Origin of the sequence: Ruegeria sp. HKCCA0370 (assembly GCF_013033705.1) — a bacterium.
Classification (GTDB): domain Bacteria; phylum Pseudomonadota; class Alphaproteobacteria; order Rhodobacterales; family Rhodobacteraceae; genus Ruegeria.
The window spans coordinates 104448-127789 of sequence record NZ_WQEP01000008.1 but is presented as its reverse complement, the minus strand read 5'-3'; the positions used below and the strand labels follow the sequence as shown (position 1 = coordinate 127789).

The window sequence follows — 23342 nt, the reverse complement described above, 5'->3', positions numbered from 1 at the left end:
GTCTTTAACTCTAGCGAGGCCTTCGAATGGATACGATATTCGCCTTGGCCAGCGCGCAGGGCAAAGCCGGGGTGGCGGTCATCCGCCTCTCGGGTCCGGACTCCCATTCAGCAGCGGCGCGCCTGACGGGTGGAGCGCTGCCAAAGCGTGGCATGGTCCTGCGCACTCTGACCGATCATGGCGGAGCACGTTTGGACGACGGATTGGTCTTGACCTTCCAGGCTCCGGCCAGTTTTACCGGTGAGGACGTGGCCGAGCTTCAGATTCATGGAAGCACCGCCTCTGTCAACGCCGTTCTGCGCTGCCTGTCGGATACAGAAGGGTTGCGCATCGCTGAACCGGGTGAGTTCACACGCCGAGCGCTGGAAAACGGCAAGATGGACCTGACTCAGGTTGAAGGCCTGGCCGATCTAATCGATGCAGAAACGGAAGCACAACGGAAGCAGGCTCAGACCATTCTGGCGGGTGAGCTGGGCACATTGGCTGAACGGTGGCGTCGGGATTTGATACGGGCTGCGTCCCTGTTGGAGGCTGTCATCGATTTTGCTGATGAAGAAGTTCCAACCGATGTCACGCCGGAAGTGCGCGAGCTGATCCAGGGCGTCATGTCCGACCTTCATCGCGAGGCAGATGGAGTCAAGATTGCCGAGCGAATTCGTTCAGGGTTCGAGGTTGCGATCGTCGGCCTTCCAAATGCGGGAAAATCCACCCTTTTAAATGCCTTGGCAGGCCGTGAGGCGGCCATCACTTCGGAATTTGCCGGGACCACGCGCGATGTGATCGAAGTTCGAATGGATCTGGCTGGTTTACCGGTGACCTTGTTGGATACGGCAGGGCTGCGAGAGACCGAAAATCATGTCGAAAACCTGGGTATCGAGCTTGCGCGCAGCAGAGCAGAGGCCGCCGATCTTCGCGTTTTCCTGTCTGAAACACCGAAGGACCTGGGGGTGGAGATGCGGGAAGATGATATACATGTTTTGCCCAAAGCAGACCTTCGGGGGATCGGGGGAAAGGGTGTGTCAGGGAAAACAGGCCAGGGAATAGACGCATTAGTAGACGATATATCGTGTGTTCTGCGTCAGCGAACCACTACCCATGGTATTGCAACTCGGGAACGTCACCGCATTGCAATCACCAGAGCATTGGACTCACTCACATCTGCAATCTCGGTTCTGGAATCAGGCCCAGACCTGTATGATATCGCAGCAGAGGAGCTGAGAACCGCCATTCGCGCCCTTGAATCCCTGGTGGGCAGAATAGACGTGGAAACTCTGTTGGATGAAATCTTCTCCAGCTTCTGTTTGGGAAAATAAGGAGTGTTTCACGTGAAACATTCGAAGTTTGATGTCATCGTCATCGGCGCAGGTCATGCCGGAACCGAGGCCGCTCATGCATCAGCCAGAATGGGCGCTACAACGGCGTTGGTGACGCTGTCTGCAACGGACATTGGCGTCATGTCCTGCAATCCAGCGATTGGCGGTTTGGGGAAAGGCCATCTTGTGCGTGAGATCGACGCCTTGGATGGCGTCATGGGTTGCGTGGCGGATCAGGCCGGCATTCAGTTTCGATTATTGAACCGTCGAAAGGGGCCCGCCGTTCAGGGGCCGAGAGCGCAGGCGGATCGCGCCCTTTATCGTCTTGCTATGCAACAGGTAACGGAGAAGCAGGATAACCTGTCCGTCGTTGTTGGCGAGGTTGTCGATTTCCTGATGAACGGCGAAAAGGTTGCAGGTGTTGTTCTTTCTGATGGATCAGAACTTTCCGCCCGCGCCGTTATTCTGACGTCCGGTACGTTTCTAAGGGGCGTCATCCATATCGGTGACGTGTCTCGCCCAGGCGGGAGAATGGGGGATCGGCCCTCCATCAAATTGGCTGAGCGGTTGGATGGATACGATCTTCCTATGGGGCGATTGAAAACCGGCACACCGCCGCGTCTGGACGGGCGGAGCATTGATTGGTCCGATCTTGAAAGGCAGGACGGCGACGATGAGCCAACCCTGTTTTCTTTCATGTCGAAATCCGTTGTCGCGCCCCAGATTTCTTGCGGAATTACACATACAAATGCGCGAACGCATGAGATCATTGCGGAAAATCTTTCGAAATCTGCCATGTATGGCGGTCACATCGATGGGGTAGGCCCGCGTTATTGCCCTTCGATCGAAGACAAGATCGTACGCTTCGCCGACAAGGAATCGCATCAAATCTTCCTTGAACCCGAAGGGATCAACGACCACACAATCTATCCGAACGGCATATCGACATCTCTGCCCCAGGATGTTCAGCTGGACTATGTGCGGTCAATCAAAGGCTTGGAAAATGCAGAAATTCTGCAACCGGGATATGCAATCGAATACGACTATGTTGATCCGCGTGTCCTGAGCGCTTCTTTATCCTTGCCGGCTGTTCCCGGACTATATCTAGCGGGACAGATAAATGGGACCACAGGATATGAGGAAGCCGCGGCTCAGGGCATGGTGGCGGGCCTCAACGCGGCGTTGGAGACCCAAGGGCGGGAGCCCATCCATTTTACACGATCCGACAGTTATGTTGGCGTAATGATCGACGATTTGACAACTCGAGGGGTTGCCGAACCTTACCGCATGTTCACGTCGCGCGCGGAGTTCCGGCTATCTCTGCGTGCCGACAATGCTGATCAACGGTTGACACCGCTTGGTTTGGAGTTGGGGTGCGTCGGAGAAGGGCGCAAGATTCAGTTCGAAGATAAAATGAACCAACTTGAGAGTGTGAAGTTAAAGCTGACGGAACGCACTTACACACCCAAGGAAGTTCTCGCTGCCGGTATAAACGTTAATCAGGACGGAAACCGTAGAGATGGGATGGCAATTCTGGCATTCCCTGATACCTCGTTTGAAGATTTGTTGCCTCTCGTTCCTGATTTGCAGGACGTCGACCCAAAAATCAGGCTCCAGATCGAGCGGGACGCCTTGTATGCCAACTACATTGCCAGACAAAAGCGGGATGTCGAAGCAATGAAGCGGGATGAATCCTATGTCATCCCGCTTGAGTTCGACTATTTTGCCTTGGACGGCCTGTCGTCGGAGATGAAACAGAAGCTGTCGCAAGCGAAGCCAGCCAATATCGCTCAGGCAAGCCGTGTCGAGGGCGTTACTCCGGCAGCGCTGACGCTTGTTCTGGCAAAACTACGCCGGGATCAAAGAGCTCGTCAGGCATGAAGGTTGATTTTTCGAAGTTTGAAGACCTGAATGTTTCACGTGAAACATTCGAGCGCCTCGTGACCTATGTTGATCTGGTGAAGCGTTGGAATTCTAAGATCAACCTCGTGTCTAAGAACAGTTTGGAGCATATCTGGGACCGGCATATTCTTGATTCCGTGCAAGTCTATCGGTGCGCTGACAGGTTTGATACTTGGGTGGACCTTGGAAGCGGAGGCGGATTCCCTGGTATGGTCTGCGCCATCATCGCTGCGGAAGAAAACCCAGGCGCCGCATTCAATATGATCGAGAGCGACCAGCGGAAATCGGCTTTCTTACGTAGCGTTGCGCGGGAATGCGGCATAAATTGTACGGTGATTTCAAAAAGGATTGAATCGGTTGATCCTTTGGCTGCAAGCATTATTTCCGCTCGAGCGCTGGCTGACTTGCGCACCCTGTTGTCCTTTTGTGACAGGCATTTACACACCAGCGGGACAGCGTTGTTGCCCAAAGGCGCAAATTGGAAAAAAGAGCTGGACGACGCACGTGAGGAATGGAATTTCGAAGCTGAGGCGATTACAAGTTTAACTGAACCTCAAGCCGTTATCCTTAAGATAAATGGAGTATCACGTGGTTGATTTGTCTCGACCTTCAGGGCCTCGGATAATTGCTGTTGCCAATCAGAAGGGCGGGGTCGGAAAAACAACCACAGCAATCAACCTTGCAGCGGGTTTGGCTGAATCCGGGTGTCGGGTCCTAGTGGTTGACCTTGACCCGCAGGGGAACGCTTCTACGGGTTTGGGTGTCGAAGATCGAGACTGGACAACTTATGATCTGATCCTTGACGACGCACCATTGGAGGCCGTCGTTCAGGAGACGGAAATCGAAGGTCTTTTCGTTGTTCCGGCGACCGTTGATCTGAGTTCCGCCGATATTGAACTGATCTCCAACGAAAAACGCAGCTATCTTTTGCATGATGCTTTGAGGCAGCCAGCCATAGATGCGTTTGAACTGGATTTTGTGCTTATCGACTGCCCGCCGTCCTTAAACTTGCTGACCGTGAATGCTATGGTTGCTTCGCATTCGGTGCTGGTGCCGCTGCAGAGCGAGTTCTTTGCCCTTGAAGGGCTTTCACAACTGATGCTCACGATTCGAGAGGTCCGCCAAACGGCTAACCCGGATCTGAGAATCGAAGGTATTGTGTTGACCATGTATGACAACCGCAACAACTTGTCCCGTCAGGTTGAAAAGGACGCGCGTGACAATCTGGGTGAGATGGTCTTTAAAACGAAAATACCCAGAAATGTGCGGGTCAGCGAAGCGCCGTCATATGCGCTGCCTGTTTTGCAATATGACTCGGGATCGCTTGGGGCCATGGCCTACCGGCATCTTGCTCGTGAGATCTTGCACAAGAACAATAAGACCGCTGCCTGAGCGGGAACGAGGAGGGCGACATGAGCGCCAAGAAAGCAAAGTCCAGAGGTTTGGGGCGGGGGTTGTCTGCCCTTATGGCGGATGTGAATCCTGAATCAGAAGGCCGGATTTCAACGGATGCACGCAGACCGGATCTGAAAGTCCCGATTGAAAAGCTGAAAGCCAACCCCAACCAGCCGCGCCGGACATTCATGCCCGAGCAGTTGGACGAGCTGGCAGCGTCGGTCAAGGAAAAAGGTATCATTCAGCCGTTGATTGTTCGCGCGACGGGGTCCGATGAATACGAAATCGTCGCGGGAGAACGCCGTTGGCGTGCGGCGCAGATGGCGCAGTTGCATGATATCCCGGTTATTGTACGTGATTTTGATGATACGGAAGTGTTGGAAGTTGCGATTATCGAAAACATCCAACGCGCGGATCTGAACGCGGTGGAAGAGGCCGCCGGCTACAAGCAGTTGATGGACCGGTTTGGTCATACACAGGAAAAGCTTGCCGAGGCCCTGGGCAAAAGCCGCAGCCACATCGCAAATCTTTTGCGGCTTCTGTCCTTGCCGTTGGATGTGCAAACCCTTGTTATTGAAGGTAAATTGTCTGCGGGGCACGCCAGGGCACTGATTACGGCGGAAAATCCGTCGGAACTTGCGAAACAGATCGTCAAGGATGGCTTGTCGGTGCGCGCAACCGAGGCTTTGGTCAAAAAACAGCAGCAAGGCAGCGCCGAGCGTTCTGCACCCCGCTCTAGAAATCTGGATGCTGGAAAGGATGCAGACACACGTGCCTTGGAAAAAGACCTGTCCGCGATCCTGGCGATGAAAGTGTCAATCAATCACAAGGCCGGAACGGAAACGGGACAAGTTGTTCTGACCTACGAAAATCTGGATCAGCTGGACGACTTGTGCGCCAAGCTCAGCCGTTAGGACGTGACCAGATAAAGATCATGACACCGCCCAGCACAACCGCCTGAATGATCAACACGAAAAGCGGTGCTGACAACAAAACAGAGAGTCCGAAAACGGCGGCGATCGAGACGGTTGCCGCCTTTTTTGCGGCTGGTCGAATGGCGCCGGAGCTTTGCCAATCAAGAATCAGTGGCCCAAAAAGGTTATGGGTCACAAGCCAATTGTGCAGCCGCGAGGATGAGCGGGCGAAGAAAAACGCGGCAAGCAGAAGAAAAGGCACCGTAGGAAGAAGGGGCAGGACAACCCCAACAGCCGCCATGGCAACACAAAGCAATCCCAGTCCGGCCCAAAGATACTGCATGCTCAGTCCAACAGCTCCCGGATGACCGCGTTCAATACGGCGCGCCCGTCTAATGTGGCGATGAGGCGCCCGTTGCTGCGCCGAACCATGTTGATGTCGGTCAGATGAATTATGGTTTCAGAGGGAAGAGAGCGGCCAGACAAAGTTTGCCACCTGTCCATATCTAGTCCCTCAGTAATTCTCATACCCATCATAAGGTATTCATTTGCCTGATCTTCAAGGGGCAACGTGCTGCGGTTCTTTTCACCATTGCCTTGATTGGCGGCATCAAGCCAACGCTGGGGGTTCAGATAGGTTTCGGTCGCGTATTTCTGACCATTCAGGGTAATCCTCCCATGGGCGCCGGGGCCGATGCCCACATAATCGCCGTATCGCCAGTAAATCAGGTTGTGCTGCGATTCTGCGCCCGGTCGGGCATGGTTCGAAACTTCATAGGCCGGCAAGCCATGTGCTTCGCAGATTTCCTGCGTGGCCAGATACATGTCGGCGGCACTGTCATCTTCGGGCAAGCCGCGTAACTTACCGACGGCGTATCGATCCCCAAAGGCCGTCCCGTCTTCGATCGTCAATTGATAGAGCGACAGGTGGTCGATGGCCATCGATAGCGCTTGGGTCAGTTCCTCTTGCCAGGCGTCCAATGTCTGGTGTTGGCGCGCATAGATCAGGTCAAAGCTGACCCGGTTGAAACAGTTGCGGGCGATGTCAAAGGCAGCGCGGGCCTCTGCCACGGTGTGGATGCGGCCCAGCCGCCTCAGGTCTTCGTCATTCATCGCCTGAATGCCCATCGAAACCCGGTTCACGCCTGCATCGCGATAGGCGGCGAACCGCCCGGCCTCGACCGAACCGGGGTTGGCCTCGAGGGTGATTTCCATGCTATTGGCGGGTCGCCACAGGGCGCGGGCGGTGTCGATCACGGCGGCGACAGTTTCGGGCGCCATCAGTGATGGGGTGCCGCCGCCAAAGAAGATCGTGTTCAGAACCCGATCGGGCGTTTCGGCAGCGGATCGGTGAAGCTCGGACAAATAGGCGTCAAGCCATTGTTTCTGATCAATATTTTTGGCAACATGGCTGTTGAAGTCGCAATAGGGGCATTTGGCCTCGCAAAAGGGCCAATGCACGTACAGGCCAAAGCCCCCGTTGCGCCAATCATCCGCCAAAGCAGCCTTTCACGAACATTTCCACCGCGCGACCACGATGGCTGATCTTGTTCTTTTCCCAGCGATCCATCTCGGCAAAGGTAATGTCGTAGCCGTCGGGGACAAACATCGGGTCATAGCCGAACCCATCCTTGCCGCGGATCGGCCAGACCAGATGACCGGGCGCGACGCCTTCGAACACCTCGTCGTGCCCGTCGGGCCAGGCCAGAACCAATGTGCAGCGGAATTGGGCCGTGCGGGGGTGCGGTGCGTTTTTTGCTTCGAGCTCATCTTGGGCGCGGGTCATGGCCATCAGAAAATCGCGGCCATTTCCGGTTTCGGCCCAATCAGCCGTGTACACGCCCGGCGCTCCGTTCAGCGCGTCGATGGTGATCCCGGAATCGTCCGACAGGGCGGGCAGTCCGGTGGCCTGTGCGGCGGCGTGAGCCTTTATCCGGGCGTTGCCGACAAATGTGTCCTCGGTCTCTTCCGGCTCGGGCAGGTCCATCTCGGCCGCGCCCACGACCGTCACGCCAAAGGGCTCGAGCAGATGCGCCATCTCCTCAAGCTTGCCTTTGTTGTGGGTGGCGACCAGCAACCTGTCGCCGTCGAACTTGCGGGTCATGCGGTGGCGGCCTTTTGCGCGGCCGCCAGTTCGGACACGCCTTTTTCCGCCAGATCCATCAGTTGATCCATTTGGGCGCGGCTGAAGACCGAGCCTTCGGCGCTCATCTGCACTTCGATCAGTTTGCCGGATCCGGTCATGATGAAGTTGCCATCTACGCCCGCTTCGCTATCTTCGGGGTAATCAAGGTCCAGCACCGGCTGACCTGCATAAATGCCACAGGACACAGCCGCGACCGGATCAACCAGCGGGTCCGAGATCACGTCGCCGGTCTTCATCAGCTTGTTCACCGCCAGACGCAGCGCGACCCAGCCGCCGGTGATTGACGCGCAGCGGGTGCCGCCATCGGCCTGGATCACATCACAGTCCACGGTGATCTGACGCTCGCCCAGAGCAACCCGATCCACGCCGGCGCGCAGGGCGCGGCCGATCAGGCGCTGGATTTCGACCGTGCGGCCCCCTTGTTTGCCCGCGGCCGCCTCGCGCCGCATCCGCGTATTGGTGGCACGGGGCAGCATGCCGTATTCGGCTGTGACCCATCCCAGGCCCGAGCCCTTGATAAACGGCGGCACGCGATCTTCGATCGTAGCGGTGCACAGAACATGCGTGTCGCCCATTCTGATCAGGCAGGAACCTTCGGCATGTTTCGTGACTCCCGTCTCGATTGAAACGGCGCGCATTTCACTTAAATCTCTTCCAGAGGGTCGCATCGGAATTCCTTTGTTTGCTGGGTTGGGGATAACGCCCCGCAGCGTTACGATGCAACCCCGATTGACCTTTCATTTGCCTGCTATTTAATGACAAACGAGCAGGGGAACACGGATGAGCGAAGCGAGCAAGATTCTGGACGAGATGAACGACCGGTCACGCGAAGTGTTCCGGCTGATTGTCGAGAGCTATCTGGAAAGCGGAGAGCCTGTCGGCAGCCGTACTTTGACGCGTACGTTGTCAGAAAAAGTCAGCGCTGCAACTGTCCGCAATGTGATGCAGGATCTGGAGTTTCTGGGCCTTCTGGATAGCCCCCATGTCAGCGCCGGCCGAATCCCGACGCAGCAAGGCCTGCGAATGTTTGTGGACGGATTGCTTGAGGTCGGCGACCTGGGTGCCGATGACCGGCAGAAACTGGAGCAGACATTAGGCTCTAACACGGGTGATGTTGGTGGAATGCTGGACCGTGTCGGCTCTGCCTTGTCAAACGTGACACAAGGGGCCTCGCTGGTTCTGACGCCCAAGCATGAATCGGAAATCAAACATATCGAATTTGTTTCTCTGGGCCATGATCGGGCTTTGGTGGTTTTGGTTTTCTCGGACGGACATGTAGAAAACCGGCTGTTCACGCCGCCACCTGGGCAAACGCCCAGTTCCATGCGCGAGGCCGCGAATTTCCTGAACGCACTCATCGAGGGGCGGACACTCAGCGAAGTGCGGCGGCAAATGCAGACGCAGATCGATGCGCGCAAGCAGGAAATCGACACTCTGGCGCGTGAGATGGTCGAAAGCGGAATGGCCGTTTGGGACGGAGACGGAAGCGACTCGGCCCGTTTGATCGTGCGCGGGCGCGCGAATCTTTTGAACGAACCCGGTCAGGCCGAGGAACTTGACCGCATCCGCACCCTGTTCGATGACCTTGAGCGCAAGCGAGACATCGCCGAATTCCTTGAATTGACCGAAGAAGGCGAGGGTGTGCGCATTTTTATCGGGTCTGAGAACAAACTTTTCTCACTTTCGGGTTCCTCTTTGGTGGTGTCTCCTTATATGAACGCTGATCGAAAGATAATCGGTGCGGTGGGGGTTATCGGACCCACACGTCTGAATTATGGGCGGATCGTACCGATCGTGGATTATACGGCGCAACTGGTCGGCAAGCTGATATCCGACCGGAGCTAGAGGGTAAAAGATGGCAGAGCCGAAGAACGAAGATTTTCTGGACGATATCGCAACCGCCGAGGCCGAAGAACTGGCCGAAGAGCTGATGGATATCAGCGAAGAAGAACTGGAACTGGACGCGCTGCGGGCCGAACGGGATGACTATAAAGACAAGTTCATGCGCGCGCTGGCGGATGCCGAAAACATGCGCAAGCGCAGCGACAAGGCGCGCCGCGATGCGGAACAGTATGGCGGGTCCAAGCTGGCCCGCGATATGCTGCCCGTCTATGACAACATGAAACGCGCCCTTGAAGCTGCGACGGATGAGCAGAAAGAAGTGGCTGCTGGTTTGCTGGAAGGCGTCGAATTGACCATGCGCGCTTTGAAGGATGTGTTCCAGAAGCACGGAATCGAAGTGATCACACCCGAAGTGGGCGACCGGTTTGATCCGAACGTGCATGAGGCCATGTTCGAGGCGCCTGTTCCAGGAACCAAGGCAGGAGACATCATTCAGGTGTCCGCCGAAGGGTTTATGTTGCACGATCGCCTGCTGCGCCCGGCACAGGTGGGCGTGTCGTCAACCCCGGCCAGCTGATACGCGCCCAAGGGCACGGCCTTCGGGGAGAGTATTTGGGAAAAGATGAAGGGGCGGTCAGGATCTGGCCGCCTCTTTCAGTTTGTAGATCAGATCGAGGGCTTCGCGCGGGGTCAGCTCGTCCGGCAGGATCTGGTCCAGCATATCGGTGACGGGCGACGCTTTCGGGACCGGCGGCGGGGGCGGTGCGGCGGAAAACAGCGGCAGATCGTCGATCAGCGCCTTCTGCTTGCCGCCCTCACGTTCCGTTTTCTCCAACTGGTCCAGAACCACGCGGGCGCGTTCGACCACGGATGCGGGCAGCCCGGCCAATTGCGCGACCTGCACGCCATAGGACCGGTCGGCGGCGCCCTTGTGGACCTCGTGCAGGAAGATCACCTCGCCGTCCCATTCCTTGACCGCGACGGTGGCGTTTTCGACGCCCTCCAGCTTGCCGGCCAGCGCGGTCAGCTCGTGGTAATGCGTGGCAAACAGCGCGCGGCAGCGGTTGGCGGCGTGCAGATGTTCCAGCGTGGCCCAGGCGATGGACAGGCCGTCATAGGTGGCGGTGCCACGCCCGATTTCGTCGAGGATCACCAGCGCCCGGTCATCGGCCTGGTTGAGGATGGCCGCGGTTTCCACCATCTCGACCATGAATGTCGACCGGCCCCTTGCCAGATCGTCAGAGGCGCCCACGCGGCTGAAAAGCTGGCTGACCACGCCGATATGAGCTTGCTCGGCCGGGACGTAGCTGCCCATCTGGGCCAACAGGGCGATCAGCGCATTCTGGCGCAGGAAGGTCGACTTACCGGCCATGTTGGGGCCGGTCAGCAACCAGATGGCAGCGCCGTCCTCTGCGCTGAGGTCGCAGTCATTGGCGATGAAGGCATCACCGTTTTGCTGGCGCAGCGCGTGCTCTACCACCGGATGCCGACCGCCCTGAACACTGAACGCCCGGGAGGCGTCTACCTGTGGTCTGCACCAGTTTTCTCCGCGGGCCAGATCTGCCAGCGCGGTGGTCTGATCCAGTTCGGCCAGCCCTCGGGCGGCTTGATTAAGTCGCGCAGCGAAGCTCAAAATCTCATCAGAAAGCCTTTGATAGAGCCTTTTTTCGATCTCAAGAGCCAGGTTGCCGGCGTTCAGGATGCGGGTTTCGATCTCGCTGAGCTCAACCGTGGTGAACCGCACCTGGTTGGCGGTGGTCTGGCGGTGGATATAGGTCTCGCTGAAGGGCGGGTTCAGCATCTTTTCGGCATGGGTGGCCGTGGTTTCGATGAAATAGCCCAGCACGTTGTTGTGCTTAATTTTCAGCGAGGCGATGCCGGTGTGTTCGGCGTATTTCTGCTGAAACCCGGCAATGACCGAGCGGCCTTCGTCCCGCAGCGTGCGGGCCTCGTCCAGTTCGGCGTCAAAGCCCGGCGCGATGAAGCCGCCATCGCGCGCCAGCAGCGGCGGGTCGGCGACCAGCGCCTGATCCAGCAGGTCGAGCAGATCGTCGAATCCCACAAGGTTCTGCACCGCAGTCGCCAGCAGCACCGGCAGGTCTTGACCTTCGCAAATCCCGGCGATCGCTGCGGCTTGGGTCAGCCCGTTGCGGATGGCGGCCAAGTCGCGCGGGCCGCCTCGGTCCAGCGACAGGCGCGACAAGGCCCGGTCCAGATCGGGCGTCTTGCGGAGCGCCTCGCGCAGATCGGCGGTGATCAGGCTGTCCTGGGCGGCAAAATCGACCGCGTCCAGCCGCGCGTGGATGACATCCAGATTGCGCGAGGGGCTGGACAGGCGTTGTTCCAGCAGGCGCGCACCGCCCGGGGTTACGGTCCGGTCCACCACCGACAGCAGCGATCCGGCCCGCCCGCCCGACAAAGATCGTGTCAGTTCAAGGTTGCGGCGGGTGGCCGCGTCGATCTGCACGACGCGATCTTCGGATTCTTTCAGCGGCGTTTGCAACAGGGGCAATTTGCCCTTCTGTGTGATCTCCAGATAATCAATCAGCGCGCCCATCGCGGACACTTCGGCGCGTCCAAAGCTTCCGAACGCGTCCAGCGCGCCCACGTGAAACAACCCGCAGATGCGTTTTTCAGCCGCCGTGCTGTCAAAACTGGCCCGTCCGACAGGGGTGAGAGAAATACCCAAATCGCGGACCGGCTCATTCAGTTTTTCCTGCACGCTGTCTGCCACGATCAGTTCCGACGGGGCCAGCCGGGCCAGCTCGGGGCTCAGCCGGACCGAGGTCAGCGGCATCACGTGAAACGCCCCGGTCGATATGTCCGCCCAGGCCAGTGCGGCCTCGTCGCGCACCTCGGCATAGGCGGCCAGAAAGTTGTGGCGGCGCGCCTCCAACAGCGCGTCCTCGGTCAGGGTGCCGGGGGTGACAAGGCGCACCACATCGCGCTTTACCACCGATTTAGAGCCTCTTTTCTTGGCCTCGGCCGGGCTTTCCATCTGTTCGCAGACGGCGACGCGAAAGCCCTTGCGGATCAACGTCAGCAGATAGCCTTCGGCCGAATGCACCGGCACGCCGCACATGGGGATGTCTTCGCCATTGTGCTTGCCGCGCTTGGTCAGGGCGATGTCCAGCGCCTCGGCGGCGTTCACGGCGTCTTCAAAGAACATCTCGTAGAAATCGCCCATGCGGTAAAACAGCAGGGCATCCGCGTGGGCCTCTTTGATTTCCAGGTATTGCGCCATCATCGGCGTGACGTTGGACAAGGCTGCTCCCCTCTGGCGTATTCCGGCGCGACCTTACAAACCCGGCCCCTGCGACGAAAGGTGAAAACGTATTGTCGTTGAGACGCGCCTTTGCCTGCGCTATGAGGCAAAAGCCCAACAGATGTAAAGAAACGACATATCCGATGCCTAAAGCGAAGATCACCAAAGAAGAGGCGCTGGCCTTTCACCTCGACCCGACCCCCGGCAAGTGGGAGGTGCAGGCCACCGTCCCGATGACCACGCAGCGGGATCTGTCATTGGCCTACAGCCCGGGTGTGGCTGTCCCATGTGAAGCCATCGCCGAGGCGCCGGAAACCGCATATGACTATACCAACAAGGGTAATCTGGTCGCTGTGATCTCGAACGGAACGGCGGTTCTGGGTCTTGGCAACCTTGGTGCGCTGGGCTCGAAACCGGTGATGGAGGGGAAATCCGTTCTGTTCAAGCGGTTCGCCGACGTGAACTCGATCGATATCGAGCTGGACACCGAAGACCCGGATGAATTCTGCCGCGCGGTGCGACTGATGGGGCCGACCTTCGGCGGGATCAACCTGGAAGACATCAAGGCGCCCGAATGTTTCATCATCGAACAGCGCCTGAAAGATGAGATGGACATCCCCGTCTTTCACGACGACCAGCACGGCACGGCCGTGATCTGTGCGGCCGGGCTGATCAACGCGCTGCATATCTCGGGCAAGAAGATCGAGGATGTGAAGATCGTTCTGAACGGGGCCGGGGCGGCGGGGATCGCCTGTATCGAATTGCTCAAGGCGATGGGCGCGCGGCACGAAAACTGCATCGTCTGCGACACCAAGGGCGTGATCTACCAGGGCCGGACCGAGGGCATGAACCAGTGGAAGTCGGCCCATGCGATCACCACGGATCTGCGTACTCTGGAAGAGGCCATGAAGGGCGCGGACGTCTTTCTTGGTGTTTCGGTCAAGGGCGCGGTCACGCAGGAGATGGTCGCAAGCATGGCCGATAATCCGGTGATCTTTGCTATGGCCAACCCCGATCCGGAAATCACCCCGGAAGAGGCGCACGAGGTCCGCGTGGACGCCATCGTGGCGACCGGGCGCAGCGACTATCCCAACCAGGTCAACAACGTTCTGGGCTTTCCCTATTTGTTCCGCGGCGCGCTGGACATTCACGCGCGTGCCATCAATGACGAGATGAAGATCGCCTGTGCCCATGCACTGGCCAATCTGGCGCGCGAAGACGTGCCGGATGAGGTCGCGATGGCTTATGGCAAATCGCTGACCTTCGGGCGCGACTACATCATTCCCACGCCGTTTGATCCGCGCCTGATCCACCGTATTCCGCCCGCTGTTGCCAAGGCGGGGATGAATACCGGCGCAGCCCGCCGTCCGATCATCGACATGGATGCGTATGAGCTGAGCCTGAAGTCCCGGATGGACCCGACCGCAAGCATCCTGCGCGGGCTGAACGCCCGGGCGCGACAGGCGCAAAGCCGCATGATTTTTGCCGAGGGCGATGATCCCCGCGTGCTGCGTGCCGCCGTCATGTACCAACGTTCAGGCTTTGGTAAGGCGCTCGTGGTCGGTCGGGCAGATGATGTTAAAGACAAACTGGAAGCCACTGGTCTTGGCGATGCTGTGCGGGAAATCGAGGTTGTGAACGCTGCCAACACCGCGCATCTCGAGACGTATTCGAATTTCCTCTATGAGCGTTTGCAGCGTAAAGGCTTTGACCGCAAGGATATTCACCGACTGGCCGCGCGGGACCGCCATGTGTTCTCATCCCTGATGCTTGCCCATGGCCACGGAGACGGGTTGGTCACAGGTGCAACACGAAAATCGGCACACGTAATTGATCGTATCAATCATGTGTTCGATGCCGATGCCGCCCATGGTGCTGCCGGTGTGACGGCACTTCTGCATAAAGGCCGGATCGTTCTGATCGGTGATACACTGGTGCATGAATGGCCGGATGAAAACGATTTGGCCAACATTGCCGAGCGTTCCGCAGCAGTGGCCCGACATATGGGTCTGGAGCCCCGGGTTGCTTTTGTCAGCTTCTCGACATTTGGATACCCGGTTTCGGAACGTGCCGAGAAGATGCACCGAGCGCCGGCGGTTCTGGACCAGCGCGGTGTCGATTTCGAGTATGAGGGCGAAATGACAGTGGATGTTGCCCTGAACGTGGATCAGCAAGCGGCTTATCCGTTTTCACGCCTGACTGGGCCTGCGAACATCCTGATCGTCCCCGCACGACACTCAGCGTCGATTTCGACCAAGCTGATGCAGGAAATGGGCGGTGCCACCGTGATCGGGCCGATCCTGTCGGGCGTCGACAAGCCGATTCAGATTTGCTCGACCGTCTCAACCGCGAACGATATTCTGAACATGGCCATTCTGGCCTCGTGCGACATCGGATAAGCCATGACAATCTGGAACCTCGGCTCGATCAACGCGGATATGGTCTATGACCTGCCGCATCTGCCTGCGCCAGGGGAAACTCTGGCCGCCCACGGGCTGGACCGGTTCCTTGGCGGAAAAGGTGCCAATATGTCAGTGGCGGCTGCGCGGGCCGGATCACGCGTCAGCCATATCGGCGCCGTTGGGCATGATGGGCGCTGGGCGAAGGATCGACTGACGGAATATGGTGTGGACACACGCTATATCTCTGAGGTGGATCTGCCGACCGGGCACGCGATCATTGCGGTGGACGCCGAGGGTGAGAACCTGATCATCCTCTATCCGGGGGCCAACCACGCCTTGGATGTCAGCCATCTGGGGCAGGCGCTGTCATCGGCAAGCACCGGTGATCTGCTGATCTTGCAGAATGAAACCAACGCACAGGTCGAAGCCGCGCAATTCGGGCGCAAACTTGGATTGACCGTGTGTTATGCCGCCGCGCCGTTTCAGGCACAGGCGGTTCAGGCGGTTCTGCCCTATCTGGATTTCCTGATCCTGAACGAGATCGAGGCCGAACAGTTGCGGCAGGAAACCGGGATGGGTGCGGCTGACCTGCCCGTGCGGCATGTCATTGTCACGCTGGGCGCAAAAGGGGCACGGTATTTGCAGCAGGGCAATGACCCGGTGGAATTTTCGGCCCACAAGGTGCAGGCCGTGGATACCACCGGGGCAGGTGATACTTTTACCGGCTACGTACTGGCTGGAATGGATCGGGGAATGCCGATGGAACAGGCCATTCTGCAAGCGAACCGCGCCGCTGCCCTGATGGTCACGCGGCACGGGACTGCGGATGTCATTCCCGATCTGAGAGAAGTGCGCGACGCGACCTTCGATTAAGAACCGACAAAAGGTGCATCTGAACCCCAAAGCTGTTTGACACGCGCGTCACGGCCACAGGCTTTGCGATATGCTTTATAGGCGTTTTGCTGACGTTTGGGCCCAAAGCGGGTAAAGATCAGCTTGTTCCCTTTGTAGTAATCCTGATGATAGGCCTCGGCAGGGTAAAACGTGCCCGCGTTCAGGATCGGGGTGACCACCTTTTGGCCCAATGCCCGCTCTGCGTCTTTCTTCGCCTTTTCCGCTAACGCCTTTTCGCCCGGGTTAGAGACGAAAATTGCGGTTCGATAGCTGTCGCCCCGGTCGCAGAACTGACCACCGGCATCCGTGGGGTCAACCGAGCGGAAGAACATGTTCAGAAGCCTTTCACGTGACACCCGGGCCGGATCGAAAGTGATCTGAACCGCTTCATAATGACCAGTGCCACCTTTGGAGACCTGATCATAGGCGGGGTTGGCCGATTTGCCGCCGGTATATCCCGACACGGCCCCGACAACGCCCGGTACCGATTCAAAATCGGACTCGACACACCAGAAACAGCCTCCCGCAACTGTCAGCGTTTCGGCCCCTGCCGCGGGGGCGGGCAGAGCGCGTAACATCGCAGCCAACGTGATCAGGGTGAACAGAATGGCCGGTTTGAAGGCTTCCAGAAAAGCGGTTCGTGACATGTCGGGTCTCCTTTCGGCACCAAGGTGACCCGAACCCGAATGACATTCAATTGCCTGACATCTGATGTCACGGGCTGGTGAGGCAAGTTTATCGGCGGCGGATGTCGGTGGAACACCTTGCGCCGGGCCGTCTTGGCGGTTGGATAGGGCGCCCCGGCGAGGTGGAATTCCGCGGTGAACCTGCCTTCGGCTTAACCCAGAAGCTGCCCCAGTTTCATCGCAACGCCCATATTGCCCGAGATTTTGAGCTTGCCCAAAGCGACACCTGTCATCGGGTTCAGTTTTCCGGTCAGAAGCTTGGTCAGGTTGTCCTGCGAGATGCGGATCGTGCAATCCGTTTCCTGGTCCTGTGTCGATGCCTGACTGTCGGCCAGAACAATCACGCCGTCCTCGCCACAATCGAATTTCAATGAGCCGTCAAAGGTTTTGCCGTTCAGGCCTTTTTGAATTTCGTCGGCGATATGCTGAAGCATCCGGGTTCCTTTCGCAGTTTCCGAATGCGTAAAACGTCAGGTATCGAACAGGCAAGGCTGACCCGACTGGAACTTCCGATCACGATGCGCCAAGGCTCTGAACGGTTCGCGCGCAAGGCTCGCCATCGTAGAAAGCGTCAAGAATTGCCTGAAACTCGGCCGGAGCATCTGCCACCAAGGAAAACAATGTCATCGAAGAGCGAAGCTTTTTCGCGTCAACCCCACCCAGAATGTCGCTGGCGGCGCGCCCCTGATGCAGCAACATCAACGAGGCCGCTTGCGTCAGACGGTGGCGCAGTACCGGGTGGTTCAGATAGCGCGTGGCTTCATCCAGATCTTCGATGCCGTAAAGCTGCGCCATATGGGACTGGCCCAGCTCGGCCAGTTGCGGAAACACGAACCACATCCAGTGGCTGGTCTTCTGCCCCTGTTCCAGTTCGCGCAGGACATCGGCCCAGACCGTGTCCTGCGCTTCGATGAACATTTCCAGTTCGTCGTTCAGACCGTCATCTTCGGTCACTTGGACAACCGCTTGTCGCGCGCGGCCAGCAGTTTCAGCCGCAGCGCGTTCAGTTGGATGAAGCCCGCGGCGTCTTTCTGATCATAGGCACCCGCGTCTTCTTCGAAGGTCACATGCGCTTCGGAATACAGCGAGTGATCCGACCAGCGGCCCACGGTCGAGGCTAGACCCTTGTACAGCTTCACGCGGACGGTGCCGGTGACGTGTTCCTGGCTCTTGTCGATGGCGGCTTGCAGCATTTCACGTTCAGGCGAGTACCAGAAGCCGTTATAGATCAGCTCGGCATACTGCGGCATCAGCTGGTCTTTCAGGTGCATCGCGCCGCGGTCCATGGTGATGGATTCGATACCGCGGTGCGCTTCCAGCAGGATGGTGCCGCCGGGAGTTTCATAGATGCCACGCGATTTCATGCCAACGAAACGACCTTCGACCAGGTCTAGACGACCAATGCCGTGTTTGCCGCCGTATTCGTTCAGCTTGGTCAGGATTGTAGCCGGGCTCATCGCTTCGCCATTGATGCTGACCGCGTCGCCTTTTTCAAAGCCGATCTCGATGAATTCGGGCTCGTTCGGCGCGTCCTCGGGGTGGACGGTGCGCTGATAGACATAGTCGGGCGCCATATCGGCGGGGTCTTCCAGAACCTTGCCCTCGGACGAGGTGTGCAGCAGGTTGGCATCGACCGAGAAGGGGGCCTCGCCGCGCTTGTCCTTGGCGATCGGAATCTGGTTCTGTTCGGCGAATTCCAGCAGCTTGGTGCGGCTTGTCAGATCCCACTCGCGCCAGGGTGCAATCACTTTGATGTCGGGGTTCAGCGCATAGGCCGCCAGTTCGAACCGCACCTGATCGTTGCCCTTGCCGGTCGCACCATGCGCCACGGCGTCAGCGCCGGTGGCTTCGGCGATTTCGACCAGACGTTTCGAAATCAGGGGGCGTGCGATAGACGTGCCCAGCAGGTACAGACCTTCGTACTGCGCGTTGGCCCGGAACATCGGGAAGACGAAATCGCGCACGAATTCCTCGCGGATATCCTCGATATAGATGTTCTCGGGCTTGATCCCCAGCAGCTCGGCCTTTTTGCGGGCGGGCTCCAGCTCTTCACCCTGACCCAAATCGGCGGTGAAGGTTACAACTTCACAACCATATTCGGTCTGCAACCATTTCAGGATGATCGAGGTATCAAGGCCACCGGAATAGGCCAGAACAACTTTCTTGGGCGCGGACATCTGACTTCCCCTTATGCGTAAGACGATTGGCCCCTAGCGGGTTTTACGCGCGGGGGCAAGTTGTGAGGATTGACGCAGTACCTGAATTGGGGTGAAACGGGTGCAGAGAATAACAAGCATTGGTTGAAGGGGCGGTTTCAAATGTTGGGATGGCAGATTTTCTTGCATTCTGTGCGGATGGTATTTGGAAACATCAAGCAGGTGCTGCAGATTACGGTTGGCCCTGCTCTTATTGCGACGATCATCATCGTGGGCGTGTTCTTGGCGCTTGGTATTCCGCTTGAGGCGCTTGAAGACAACGCAGGCGCGTTGCCGTCAGGTGCAACTGCAGGTTCAGCCTTTGTTTTTGTGGTCGTTTTGCTGGCGGTAATGTCCGTCACGATGTTCTGGATTGCGGTGTCATGGCACCGCTTCATCCTGATGGAAGAGTATCCCACGGGAATACTCCCGACATTCCGCTTCGACAGGATTCTTGCCTATTTCGGTCGTTTTCTGATGTTGGGGATTTTGATGGTGATCGCGTATATCCCCATGGGTCTGGTCGCTGCTGCACTAGGCGAAAGCCTTGCGGTGCTTTCGACCATTCTGGTGATTGTTTACACCGTTTTTCTGGTCGTGTGCTTCTATCGCCTGTCAATTATTCTGCCCGCGGCGGCGATAGGAAATCCCATACCGATCGGTGAGGCATGGAACAACACGTCCGGGGTCAGCGGTGCAATCTTGTTGCTGCTACTCGTCGCCCTCCTGTTCCAGATTCTGGTGCAGCTGGCTTTCACCCTTCTGGCAATAATACCGGTGCTTGGCGTATTGCTGACCGTGTTCTTTGGCACGCTCATTCTGCCGATGATCAATGTCAGTATCCTGACCACGATGTACGGAATCTTCATCGAAAAACGTGAACTGACCTGAGCGGCGTACACATATGTATTCCTTGCCCTTATCGCGATGATGGGGCAGGGAAATCGACATGACTGATTTCATGACCCGCGCCGGCGCTGCCGAACAGGCGATGCGCACCGTGTTTCCGGCAACACCGTTGCAGCGGAATGCCCATTTGTCAGACCGTTATGGGGCCGATATCTGGCTTAAGCGCGAAGACCTCAGCCCGGTGCGCTCCTACAAGATCCGTGGTGCGTTCAATGCCATGCGCAAGCAGCAGGGGCAGGACCTGTTCGTCTGTGCCAGTGCTGGCAACCACGCGCAGGGCGTGGCGTTCATGTGCAAGCATCTGGACGTGCGCGGAGTGATCTTCATGCCGGTGACGACGCCGCAGCAGAAAATTCAAAAGACCCGCATTTTCGGCGGCGACAATATCGAGATCCACCTGACTGGCGACTATTTCGACGATACTCTGGCCGCCGCGCAAGCATGGTGCGCGCAGCAGGGCGGGTATTTCCTGTCACCCTTCGATGACGCTGATGTCATTGAAGGCCAGGCCTCACTGGCGGTCGAGATCGAAGAGCAAATGGGCGGTGTGCCGGATCACGTCGTTTTGCCGGTTGGCGGCGGCGGCATGTCCTCGGGCGTGGCCACATGGTTCGGGGATCGCAGCCATTGTCTGTTTGTCGAACCGGCCGGAGGTGCCTGTCTGCGCGCTGCACTGGCTGCGGGGCATCCTGTGTCGCTGGATCATGTGGATACCTTCGTCGATGGCGCTGCGGTTGGACGGATCGGTGAGAAACCGTTTGAATTACTGAAGTCTCGCCACCTGTCGGATGTTCTGGTTCTGTCCGAAGACCGCATCTGCACAACTATGATTGAGATGCTGAATGTCGAAGGCATCGTTCTGGAACCCGCGGGCGCGCTGGCGATCGAAGCGGTGGGCGATATTCAAAGCTTTGTGCGGGGCAAGACCGTGGTCTGCGTGACATCCGGTGGCAATTTCGATTTCGAACGCCTGCCCGAGGTCAAAGAACGCGCCCAACGCTATTCCGGAGTGAAGAAGTATTTCATCCTGCGCCTGCCGCAGCGCCCCGGCGCGTTGAAAGAGTTTCTGGGTATTCTCGGCCCCGAGGACGATATCGCCCGCTTTGAATACATGAAAAAATCGGCCCGCAATTTCGGTTCGGTCCTGATCGGGATTGAAACCCGCAAGCCTGAGAACTTCATGCGTCTGTTTGCGCATCTGGATGAGGCAGGGTTCACCTACACCGATATAACCGAAGACGAAACGCTGGCGCAGTTCGTGATTTAATCCAGATTCTGGCGCAGCTCAGCCTCGAATTTCTGTTTCGAGCTGTCAAATACGGCCAGAATAGCGGGCAGATCGACATCCTCGCCCTGACCCGCGGCCGCCTGCCGTTCGCCGTCCTGACAGAGTTTCGAGAACTGGTCGAATCCAAGACTGAGCGCGCTGCCCTTCAGGAAATGCAGATTCTGTTCCAGTTCGGACCGGCTTGTATCCTGATGCAAGCGGGCGATGACCTCCTGCACTTCTTCCAGAAAGATGTCGACCACCTCATCAAACTCATCCGGGCCAACCTCGTCCCGCAATTGTCGGACTCTGCCCCAGTGGATCATACTGCGTCACCTGCCGTTGAACATGCGTTTTCAGGAATAGGCAACACCAGTAAAAACCGGGTTAACAGCCCAGCGGGATTGCGGCCTTCGGTCTTCACCGGATGTTAAAACCGTCGCTACTAGGATCGCCCTGTGTGAATGAACGCATCAGGTCAGAGGGTAAATGGTACCAAGGGCGAGTCTTGAGGAAACCAGATCAGATCTGGATTTCGGCGCGATCCGTAAGGTGCTGGTGGTTGATGACAGCCGTCTGCAGCGGCGCATCCTGGTCGCATCGCTCAGAAAATGGGGCTTTGAGGTGGTTGAGGCCGATACGGGCGATGCCGCCCTGGCGCATTGTCTGGACGATCCGCCCGATCTTGTTCTCAGCGATTGGGTCATGCCGGGGATGAGCGGGCTTGAGTTCTGCAATGCGTTTCGCGCCCTGGATACCGATCAATATTGTTATTTCATCCTTCTGACTTCCAAAAGTGAAAAGCAGGAGGTTGCGCGCGGACTGGATGCCGGGGCAGACGATTTTCTGATCAAACCCCTTGAGGCGGATGAATTGCGGGCGCGCATATCCGCTGGCGCGCGCATTCTGGACATGCAGCGCGAGCTTTCACAGAAAAACCGCCTGATCGAATCCGCGCTGGAAGAACTCAGGCTGGCGCATGACGCGATCGACAAGGACCTCATTCAGGCCCGAAAAATCCAGGAATCGCTGGTCCCGGAATTTACGCGGAGCTTTGGAAAATCCCGGGTCAGCCTGTTGTTGAAACCCTGCGGCCATATCGGTGGGGACCTTGTTGGCATGTTCTCGCCCGGGGTTAATCGGCTGGGGTTCTACAGCATAGATGTATCAGGGCATGGCATCACCTCGGCCATGATGACGGCGCGTCTGGGCGGTTATCTTTCCAGCAAGCATTTCGATCAAAATGTCGCAATGGAAAAGAGGTTCAACAAATTCTATGCACTGCTGCCTCCGGAAGACGTCGCAAGCATGCTCAATTCCCGATTGATGGCGGATGAAGGGATCGAGGAATATTTCACGATGGCCTACGCCATTGTGGATCTTCGAAACGGGCATCTCAAAATGGTGCAGGCCGGGCATCCGCATCCGCTTCTGCTGCGGCAGGATGGCAGCACTGAATTTCTGGGCGATGGCGGGTTGCCGATCGGGCTGATCGAAGATTCGAGTTTTCAGCAAATCGAGATTCACATGAAACCCGGCGACAAACTGTTGGTGTATTCGGACGGATTTACCGAATGTCAGCTTGCCGAAGGCGGTTTGCTGGAGGAAGACGGTTTGCGACAGATGGCCCAGCAGTGCATTTCTGAAAAGGGCGGGTCGGAGTTTCTGGACGACATGTTCTGGCGATTGACCCAGGAGATTTCGCCCAAAGATGGCATTGGGGATGACGTATCCGCCGTTTTCTTTGAATATAACGGGCCTTAGAGCGAACTGAGATGCATTTCCGCAAAGTGCCGGTCACCGTCATTGCCCAGCAATTCAACGGCATCGGCGGCTTCCATCCACAGTGCTTCGTGGAATGCCTCGCTCGGCGGGCCTTTGCGGCGTACGGGACGGGCGCGGTAGATCAGGCAGACCTTTTCGGCCCACAGATCGTATTCGGGCATATAGGTGAACCGGCGAAAAGCGCCGATGCGACGCGGGTTGGCAACGTGCCACCCGGTTTCTTCATAGACTTCGCGATGCAAGGCCGAAATCGGTGATTCGCCCGGATCGATGCCTCCACCCGGCAATTGCAGATCCGGGCCCGGTTCGGTCTGACAGGTCAACAGCAATTGACCGCCACGTGGCAAAAGGGCATATACGCCAACCCTTCGGGTGTATTTCCGCCCCGTCTCGGGGGTTTCACCGAACCGCCTGATCATGTATGGCC

23 protein-coding genes are annotated in these 23342 nt (G+C 57.7%); 12 read left to right on the top strand and 11 right to left on the bottom strand.

Going from position 1 to position 23342, the window contains the following annotated elements:
* Positions 1-26: 26 nt before the first annotated feature.
* The 5 genes from mnmE to GOW31_RS16485 are packed head-to-tail and all read left to right on the top strand — an operon-like array spanning position 27 to position 5524.
* Positions 27-1313 carry a tRNA uridine-5-carboxymethylaminomethyl(34) synthesis GTPase MnmE gene (mnmE, locus tag GOW31_RS16505; protein WP_171171522.1) on the top strand — a complete coding sequence of 429 codons (1287 nt, stop codon included), beginning with the start codon at positions 27-29 and terminating at the stop codon, positions 1311-1313.
* A gap of 12 nt (positions 1314-1325) precedes the next feature.
* Positions 1326-3194 carry a tRNA uridine-5-carboxymethylaminomethyl(34) synthesis enzyme MnmG gene (mnmG, locus tag GOW31_RS16500; RefSeq protein WP_171171520.1) on the top strand — a complete coding sequence of 623 codons (1869 nt, stop codon included), beginning with the start codon at positions 1326-1328 and terminating at the stop codon, positions 3192-3194.
* Entirely contained in the window at positions 3191-3811 is a 621-nt protein-coding gene (gene rsmG / locus GOW31_RS16495) for a 16S rRNA (guanine(527)-N(7))-methyltransferase RsmG (protein WP_171171518.1), read from the top strand. Before mnmG ends, rsmG begins: the two co-directional genes overlap by 4 nt.
* The gene (locus GOW31_RS16490; protein WP_152459610.1) at positions 3804-4607 is read left to right on the top strand and encodes a ParA family protein; all 804 of its coding nucleotides are present in this window, start codon (positions 3804-3806) and stop codon (positions 4605-4607) included. Before rsmG ends, GOW31_RS16490 begins: the two co-directional genes overlap by 8 nt.
* Before the next feature lie 20 nt (positions 4608-4627).
* Positions 4628-5524 carry a ParB/RepB/Spo0J family partition protein gene (locus GOW31_RS16485; RefSeq protein ID WP_171171516.1) on the top strand — a complete coding sequence of 299 codons (897 nt, stop codon included), beginning with the start codon at positions 4628-4630 and terminating at the stop codon, positions 5522-5524.
* Here the strand turns inward: GOW31_RS16485 and GOW31_RS16480 are convergent.
* Genes GOW31_RS16480 through rph form a run of 4 tightly spaced genes read right to left on the bottom strand, consistent with a single transcriptional unit; the run spans position 5514 to position 8338 of the window.
* Complete coding sequence (locus tag GOW31_RS16480) at positions 5514-5867, bottom strand: YbaN family protein (protein WP_152459608.1); 354 nt, start codon at positions 5865-5867, stop codon at positions 5514-5516. The genes GOW31_RS16485 and GOW31_RS16480 overlap by 11 nt on opposite strands.
* A 2-nt stretch (positions 5868-5869) precedes the next feature.
* Positions 5870-7024: a radical SAM family heme chaperone HemW gene (gene hemW, locus GOW31_RS16475; protein ID WP_171171514.1), complete on the bottom strand. Its 1155-nt coding sequence runs from the start codon at positions 7022-7024 to the stop codon at positions 5870-5872.
* Complete coding sequence (gene rdgB, locus GOW31_RS16470) at positions 7014-7628, bottom strand: RdgB/HAM1 family non-canonical purine NTP pyrophosphatase (protein ID WP_171171512.1); 615 nt, start codon at positions 7626-7628, stop codon at positions 7014-7016. The genes hemW and rdgB overlap by 11 nt, the downstream gene beginning before the upstream one ends.
* Positions 7625-8338 carry a ribonuclease PH gene (rph, locus tag GOW31_RS16465; RefSeq protein WP_171171510.1) on the bottom strand — a complete coding sequence of 238 codons (714 nt, stop codon included), beginning with the start codon at positions 8336-8338 and terminating at the stop codon, positions 7625-7627. Before rph ends, rdgB begins: the two co-directional genes overlap by 4 nt.
* A gap of 112 nt (positions 8339-8450) precedes the next feature.
* Here rph and hrcA point away from each other — a divergent pair, with 112 nt between their 5' ends.
* Both hrcA and GOW31_RS16455 read left to right on the top strand, forming a co-directional pair.
* On the top strand, positions 8451-9515 hold the full coding sequence (gene hrcA, locus GOW31_RS16460) for a heat-inducible transcriptional repressor HrcA (protein WP_152459604.1): 1065 nt from the start codon (positions 8451-8453) through the stop codon (positions 9513-9515).
* 10 nt (positions 9516-9525) lie between these two features.
* Positions 9526-10089, top strand: a complete 564-nt coding sequence (locus GOW31_RS16455; RefSeq protein ID WP_171116719.1) for a nucleotide exchange factor GrpE — start codon at positions 9526-9528, stop codon at positions 10087-10089.
* A 57-nt stretch (positions 10090-10146) separates the two neighbouring features.
* Here GOW31_RS16455 and mutS read toward each other — a convergent pair whose 3' ends face one another.
* Positions 10147-12759, bottom strand: coding sequence for a DNA mismatch repair protein MutS (mutS, locus tag GOW31_RS16450; RefSeq protein WP_171171640.1), 2613 nt, complete (start codon positions 12757-12759; stop codon positions 10147-10149).
* Positions 12760-12920: 161 nt separating this feature from the next.
* On the opposite strand from mutS, the gene GOW31_RS16445 reads away from it, so the two are divergent.
* Positions 12921-15176, top strand: coding sequence for an NADP-dependent malic enzyme (locus GOW31_RS16445; RefSeq protein WP_171171508.1), 2256 nt, complete (start codon positions 12921-12923; stop codon positions 15174-15176).
* 3 nt (positions 15177-15179) lie between these two features.
* Entirely contained in the window at positions 15180-16052 is an 873-nt protein-coding gene (locus GOW31_RS16440) for a ribokinase (protein WP_171171506.1), read from the top strand.
* On the opposite strand, the gene msrA is transcribed toward GOW31_RS16440, so the two are convergent.
* The 4 genes from msrA to GOW31_RS16420 all read right to left on the bottom strand — a co-directional run bounded on the left by msrA (position 16049) and on the right by GOW31_RS16420 (position 18936).
* Complete coding sequence (gene msrA, locus GOW31_RS16435; RefSeq protein WP_371813783.1) at positions 16049-16651, bottom strand: peptide-methionine (S)-S-oxide reductase MsrA; 603 nt, start codon at positions 16649-16651, stop codon at positions 16049-16051. The two genes, GOW31_RS16440 and msrA, sit on opposite strands and share 4 nt — an antisense overlap.
* A 260-nt stretch (positions 16652-16911) precedes the next feature.
* Positions 16912-17193: an SCP2 sterol-binding domain-containing protein gene (locus tag GOW31_RS16430; RefSeq protein WP_152459599.1), complete on the bottom strand. Its 282-nt coding sequence runs from the start codon at positions 17191-17193 to the stop codon at positions 16912-16914.
* A 79-nt stretch (positions 17194-17272) separates the two neighbouring features.
* On the bottom strand, positions 17273-17677 hold the full coding sequence (locus GOW31_RS16425) for a DUF1810 domain-containing protein (RefSeq protein ID WP_171117259.1): 405 nt from the start codon (positions 17675-17677) through the stop codon (positions 17273-17275).
* A gap of 32 nt (positions 17678-17709) precedes the next feature.
* On the bottom strand, positions 17710-18936 hold the full coding sequence (locus tag GOW31_RS16420) for an argininosuccinate synthase (protein ID WP_171171502.1): 1227 nt from the start codon (positions 18934-18936) through the stop codon (positions 17710-17712).
* 177 nt (positions 18937-19113) lie between these two features.
* Between GOW31_RS16420 and GOW31_RS16415 the strand changes: the two genes are divergently transcribed.
* Positions 19114-19845: a hypothetical protein gene (locus tag GOW31_RS16415; RefSeq protein WP_254441743.1), complete on the top strand. Its 732-nt coding sequence runs from the start codon at positions 19114-19116 to the stop codon at positions 19843-19845.
* A gap of 58 nt (positions 19846-19903) precedes the next feature.
* Positions 19904-21130 carry a threonine ammonia-lyase IlvA gene (gene ilvA, locus GOW31_RS16410; protein WP_171171498.1) on the top strand — a complete coding sequence of 409 codons (1227 nt, stop codon included), beginning with the start codon at positions 19904-19906 and terminating at the stop codon, positions 21128-21130.
* Here the strand turns inward: ilvA and GOW31_RS16405 are convergent.
* Positions 21127-21456, bottom strand: a complete 330-nt coding sequence (locus GOW31_RS16405) for an Hpt domain-containing protein (RefSeq protein ID WP_170345824.1) — start codon at positions 21454-21456, stop codon at positions 21127-21129. The two genes, ilvA and GOW31_RS16405, sit on opposite strands and share 4 nt — an antisense overlap.
* A gap of 163 nt (positions 21457-21619) precedes the next feature.
* On the opposite strand from GOW31_RS16405, the gene GOW31_RS16400 reads away from it, so the two are divergent.
* A complete protein-coding gene (locus GOW31_RS16400) occupies positions 21620-22894 on the top strand; it encodes a PP2C family protein-serine/threonine phosphatase (RefSeq protein ID WP_171171495.1) in 1275 nt (424 codons plus the stop codon).
* Here GOW31_RS16400 and GOW31_RS16395 read toward each other — a convergent pair.
* Positions 22891-23334, bottom strand: a complete 444-nt coding sequence (locus GOW31_RS16395; protein ID WP_152459593.1) for an NUDIX hydrolase — start codon at positions 23332-23334, stop codon at positions 22891-22893. The genes GOW31_RS16400 and GOW31_RS16395 overlap by 4 nt on opposite strands.
* Positions 23335-23342 lie beyond the last annotated feature (8 nt).

What these genes read in the sequence shown, in the direction of transcription:
- GOW31_RS16395 (WP_152459593.1), bottom strand. Translation starts at nt 23,334, where the DNA reads ATGATCAGGCGGTTCGGTGAAACCCCCGAGACGGGGCGGAAATACACC.
- rsmG (WP_171171518.1), top strand. Translation starts at nt 3,191, where the DNA reads ATGAAGGTTGATTTTTCGAAGTTTGAAGACCTGAATGTTTCACGTGAA.
- rdgB (WP_171171512.1), bottom strand. Translation starts at nt 7,628, where the DNA reads ATGACCCGCAAGTTCGACGGCGACAGGTTGCTGGTCGCCACCCACAAC.
- msrA (WP_371813783.1), bottom strand. Translation starts at nt 16,651, where the DNA reads ATGTTACGCGCTCTGCCCGCCCCCGCGGCAGGGGCCGAAACGCTGACA.
- GOW31_RS16440 (WP_171171506.1), top strand. Translation starts at nt 15,180, where the DNA reads ATGACAATCTGGAACCTCGGCTCGATCAACGCGGATATGGTCTATGAC.
- GOW31_RS16455 (WP_171116719.1), top strand. Translation starts at nt 9,526, where the DNA reads ATGGCAGAGCCGAAGAACGAAGATTTTCTGGACGATATCGCAACCGCC.
- GOW31_RS16415 (WP_254441743.1), top strand. Translation starts at nt 19,114, where the DNA reads ATGGTATTTGGAAACATCAAGCAGGTGCTGCAGATTACGGTTGGCCCT.
- GOW31_RS16400 (WP_171171495.1), top strand. Translation starts at nt 21,620, where the DNA reads ATGGTACCAAGGGCGAGTCTTGAGGAAACCAGATCAGATCTGGATTTC.
- GOW31_RS16480 (WP_152459608.1), bottom strand. Translation starts at nt 5,867, where the DNA reads ATGCAGTATCTTTGGGCCGGACTGGGATTGCTTTGTGTTGCCATGGCG.
- hrcA (WP_152459604.1), top strand. Translation starts at nt 8,451, where the DNA reads ATGAGCGAAGCGAGCAAGATTCTGGACGAGATGAACGACCGGTCACGC.
- mutS (WP_171171640.1), bottom strand. Translation starts at nt 12,759, where the DNA reads ATGATGGCGCAATACCTGGAAATCAAAGAGGCCCACGCGGATGCCCTG.
- mnmE (WP_171171522.1), top strand. Translation starts at nt 27, where the DNA reads ATGGATACGATATTCGCCTTGGCCAGCGCGCAGGGCAAAGCCGGGGTG.
- GOW31_RS16485 (WP_171171516.1), top strand. Translation starts at nt 4,628, where the DNA reads ATGAGCGCCAAGAAAGCAAAGTCCAGAGGTTTGGGGCGGGGGTTGTCT.
- GOW31_RS16445 (WP_171171508.1), top strand. Translation starts at nt 12,921, where the DNA reads ATGCCTAAAGCGAAGATCACCAAAGAAGAGGCGCTGGCCTTTCACCTC.
- GOW31_RS16420 (WP_171171502.1), bottom strand. Translation starts at nt 18,936, where the DNA reads ATGTCCGCGCCCAAGAAAGTTGTTCTGGCCTATTCCGGTGGCCTTGAT.
- GOW31_RS16430 (WP_152459599.1), bottom strand. Translation starts at nt 17,193, where the DNA reads ATGCTTCAGCATATCGCCGACGAAATTCAAAAAGGCCTGAACGGCAAA.
- GOW31_RS16405 (WP_170345824.1), bottom strand. Translation starts at nt 21,456, where the DNA reads ATGATCCACTGGGGCAGAGTCCGACAATTGCGGGACGAGGTTGGCCCG.
- GOW31_RS16425 (WP_171117259.1), bottom strand. Translation starts at nt 17,677, where the DNA reads ATGTTCATCGAAGCGCAGGACACGGTCTGGGCCGATGTCCTGCGCGAA.
- rph (WP_171171510.1), bottom strand. Translation starts at nt 8,338, where the DNA reads ATGCGACCCTCTGGAAGAGATTTAAGTGAAATGCGCGCCGTTTCAATC.
- ilvA (WP_171171498.1), top strand. Translation starts at nt 19,904, where the DNA reads ATGACTGATTTCATGACCCGCGCCGGCGCTGCCGAACAGGCGATGCGC.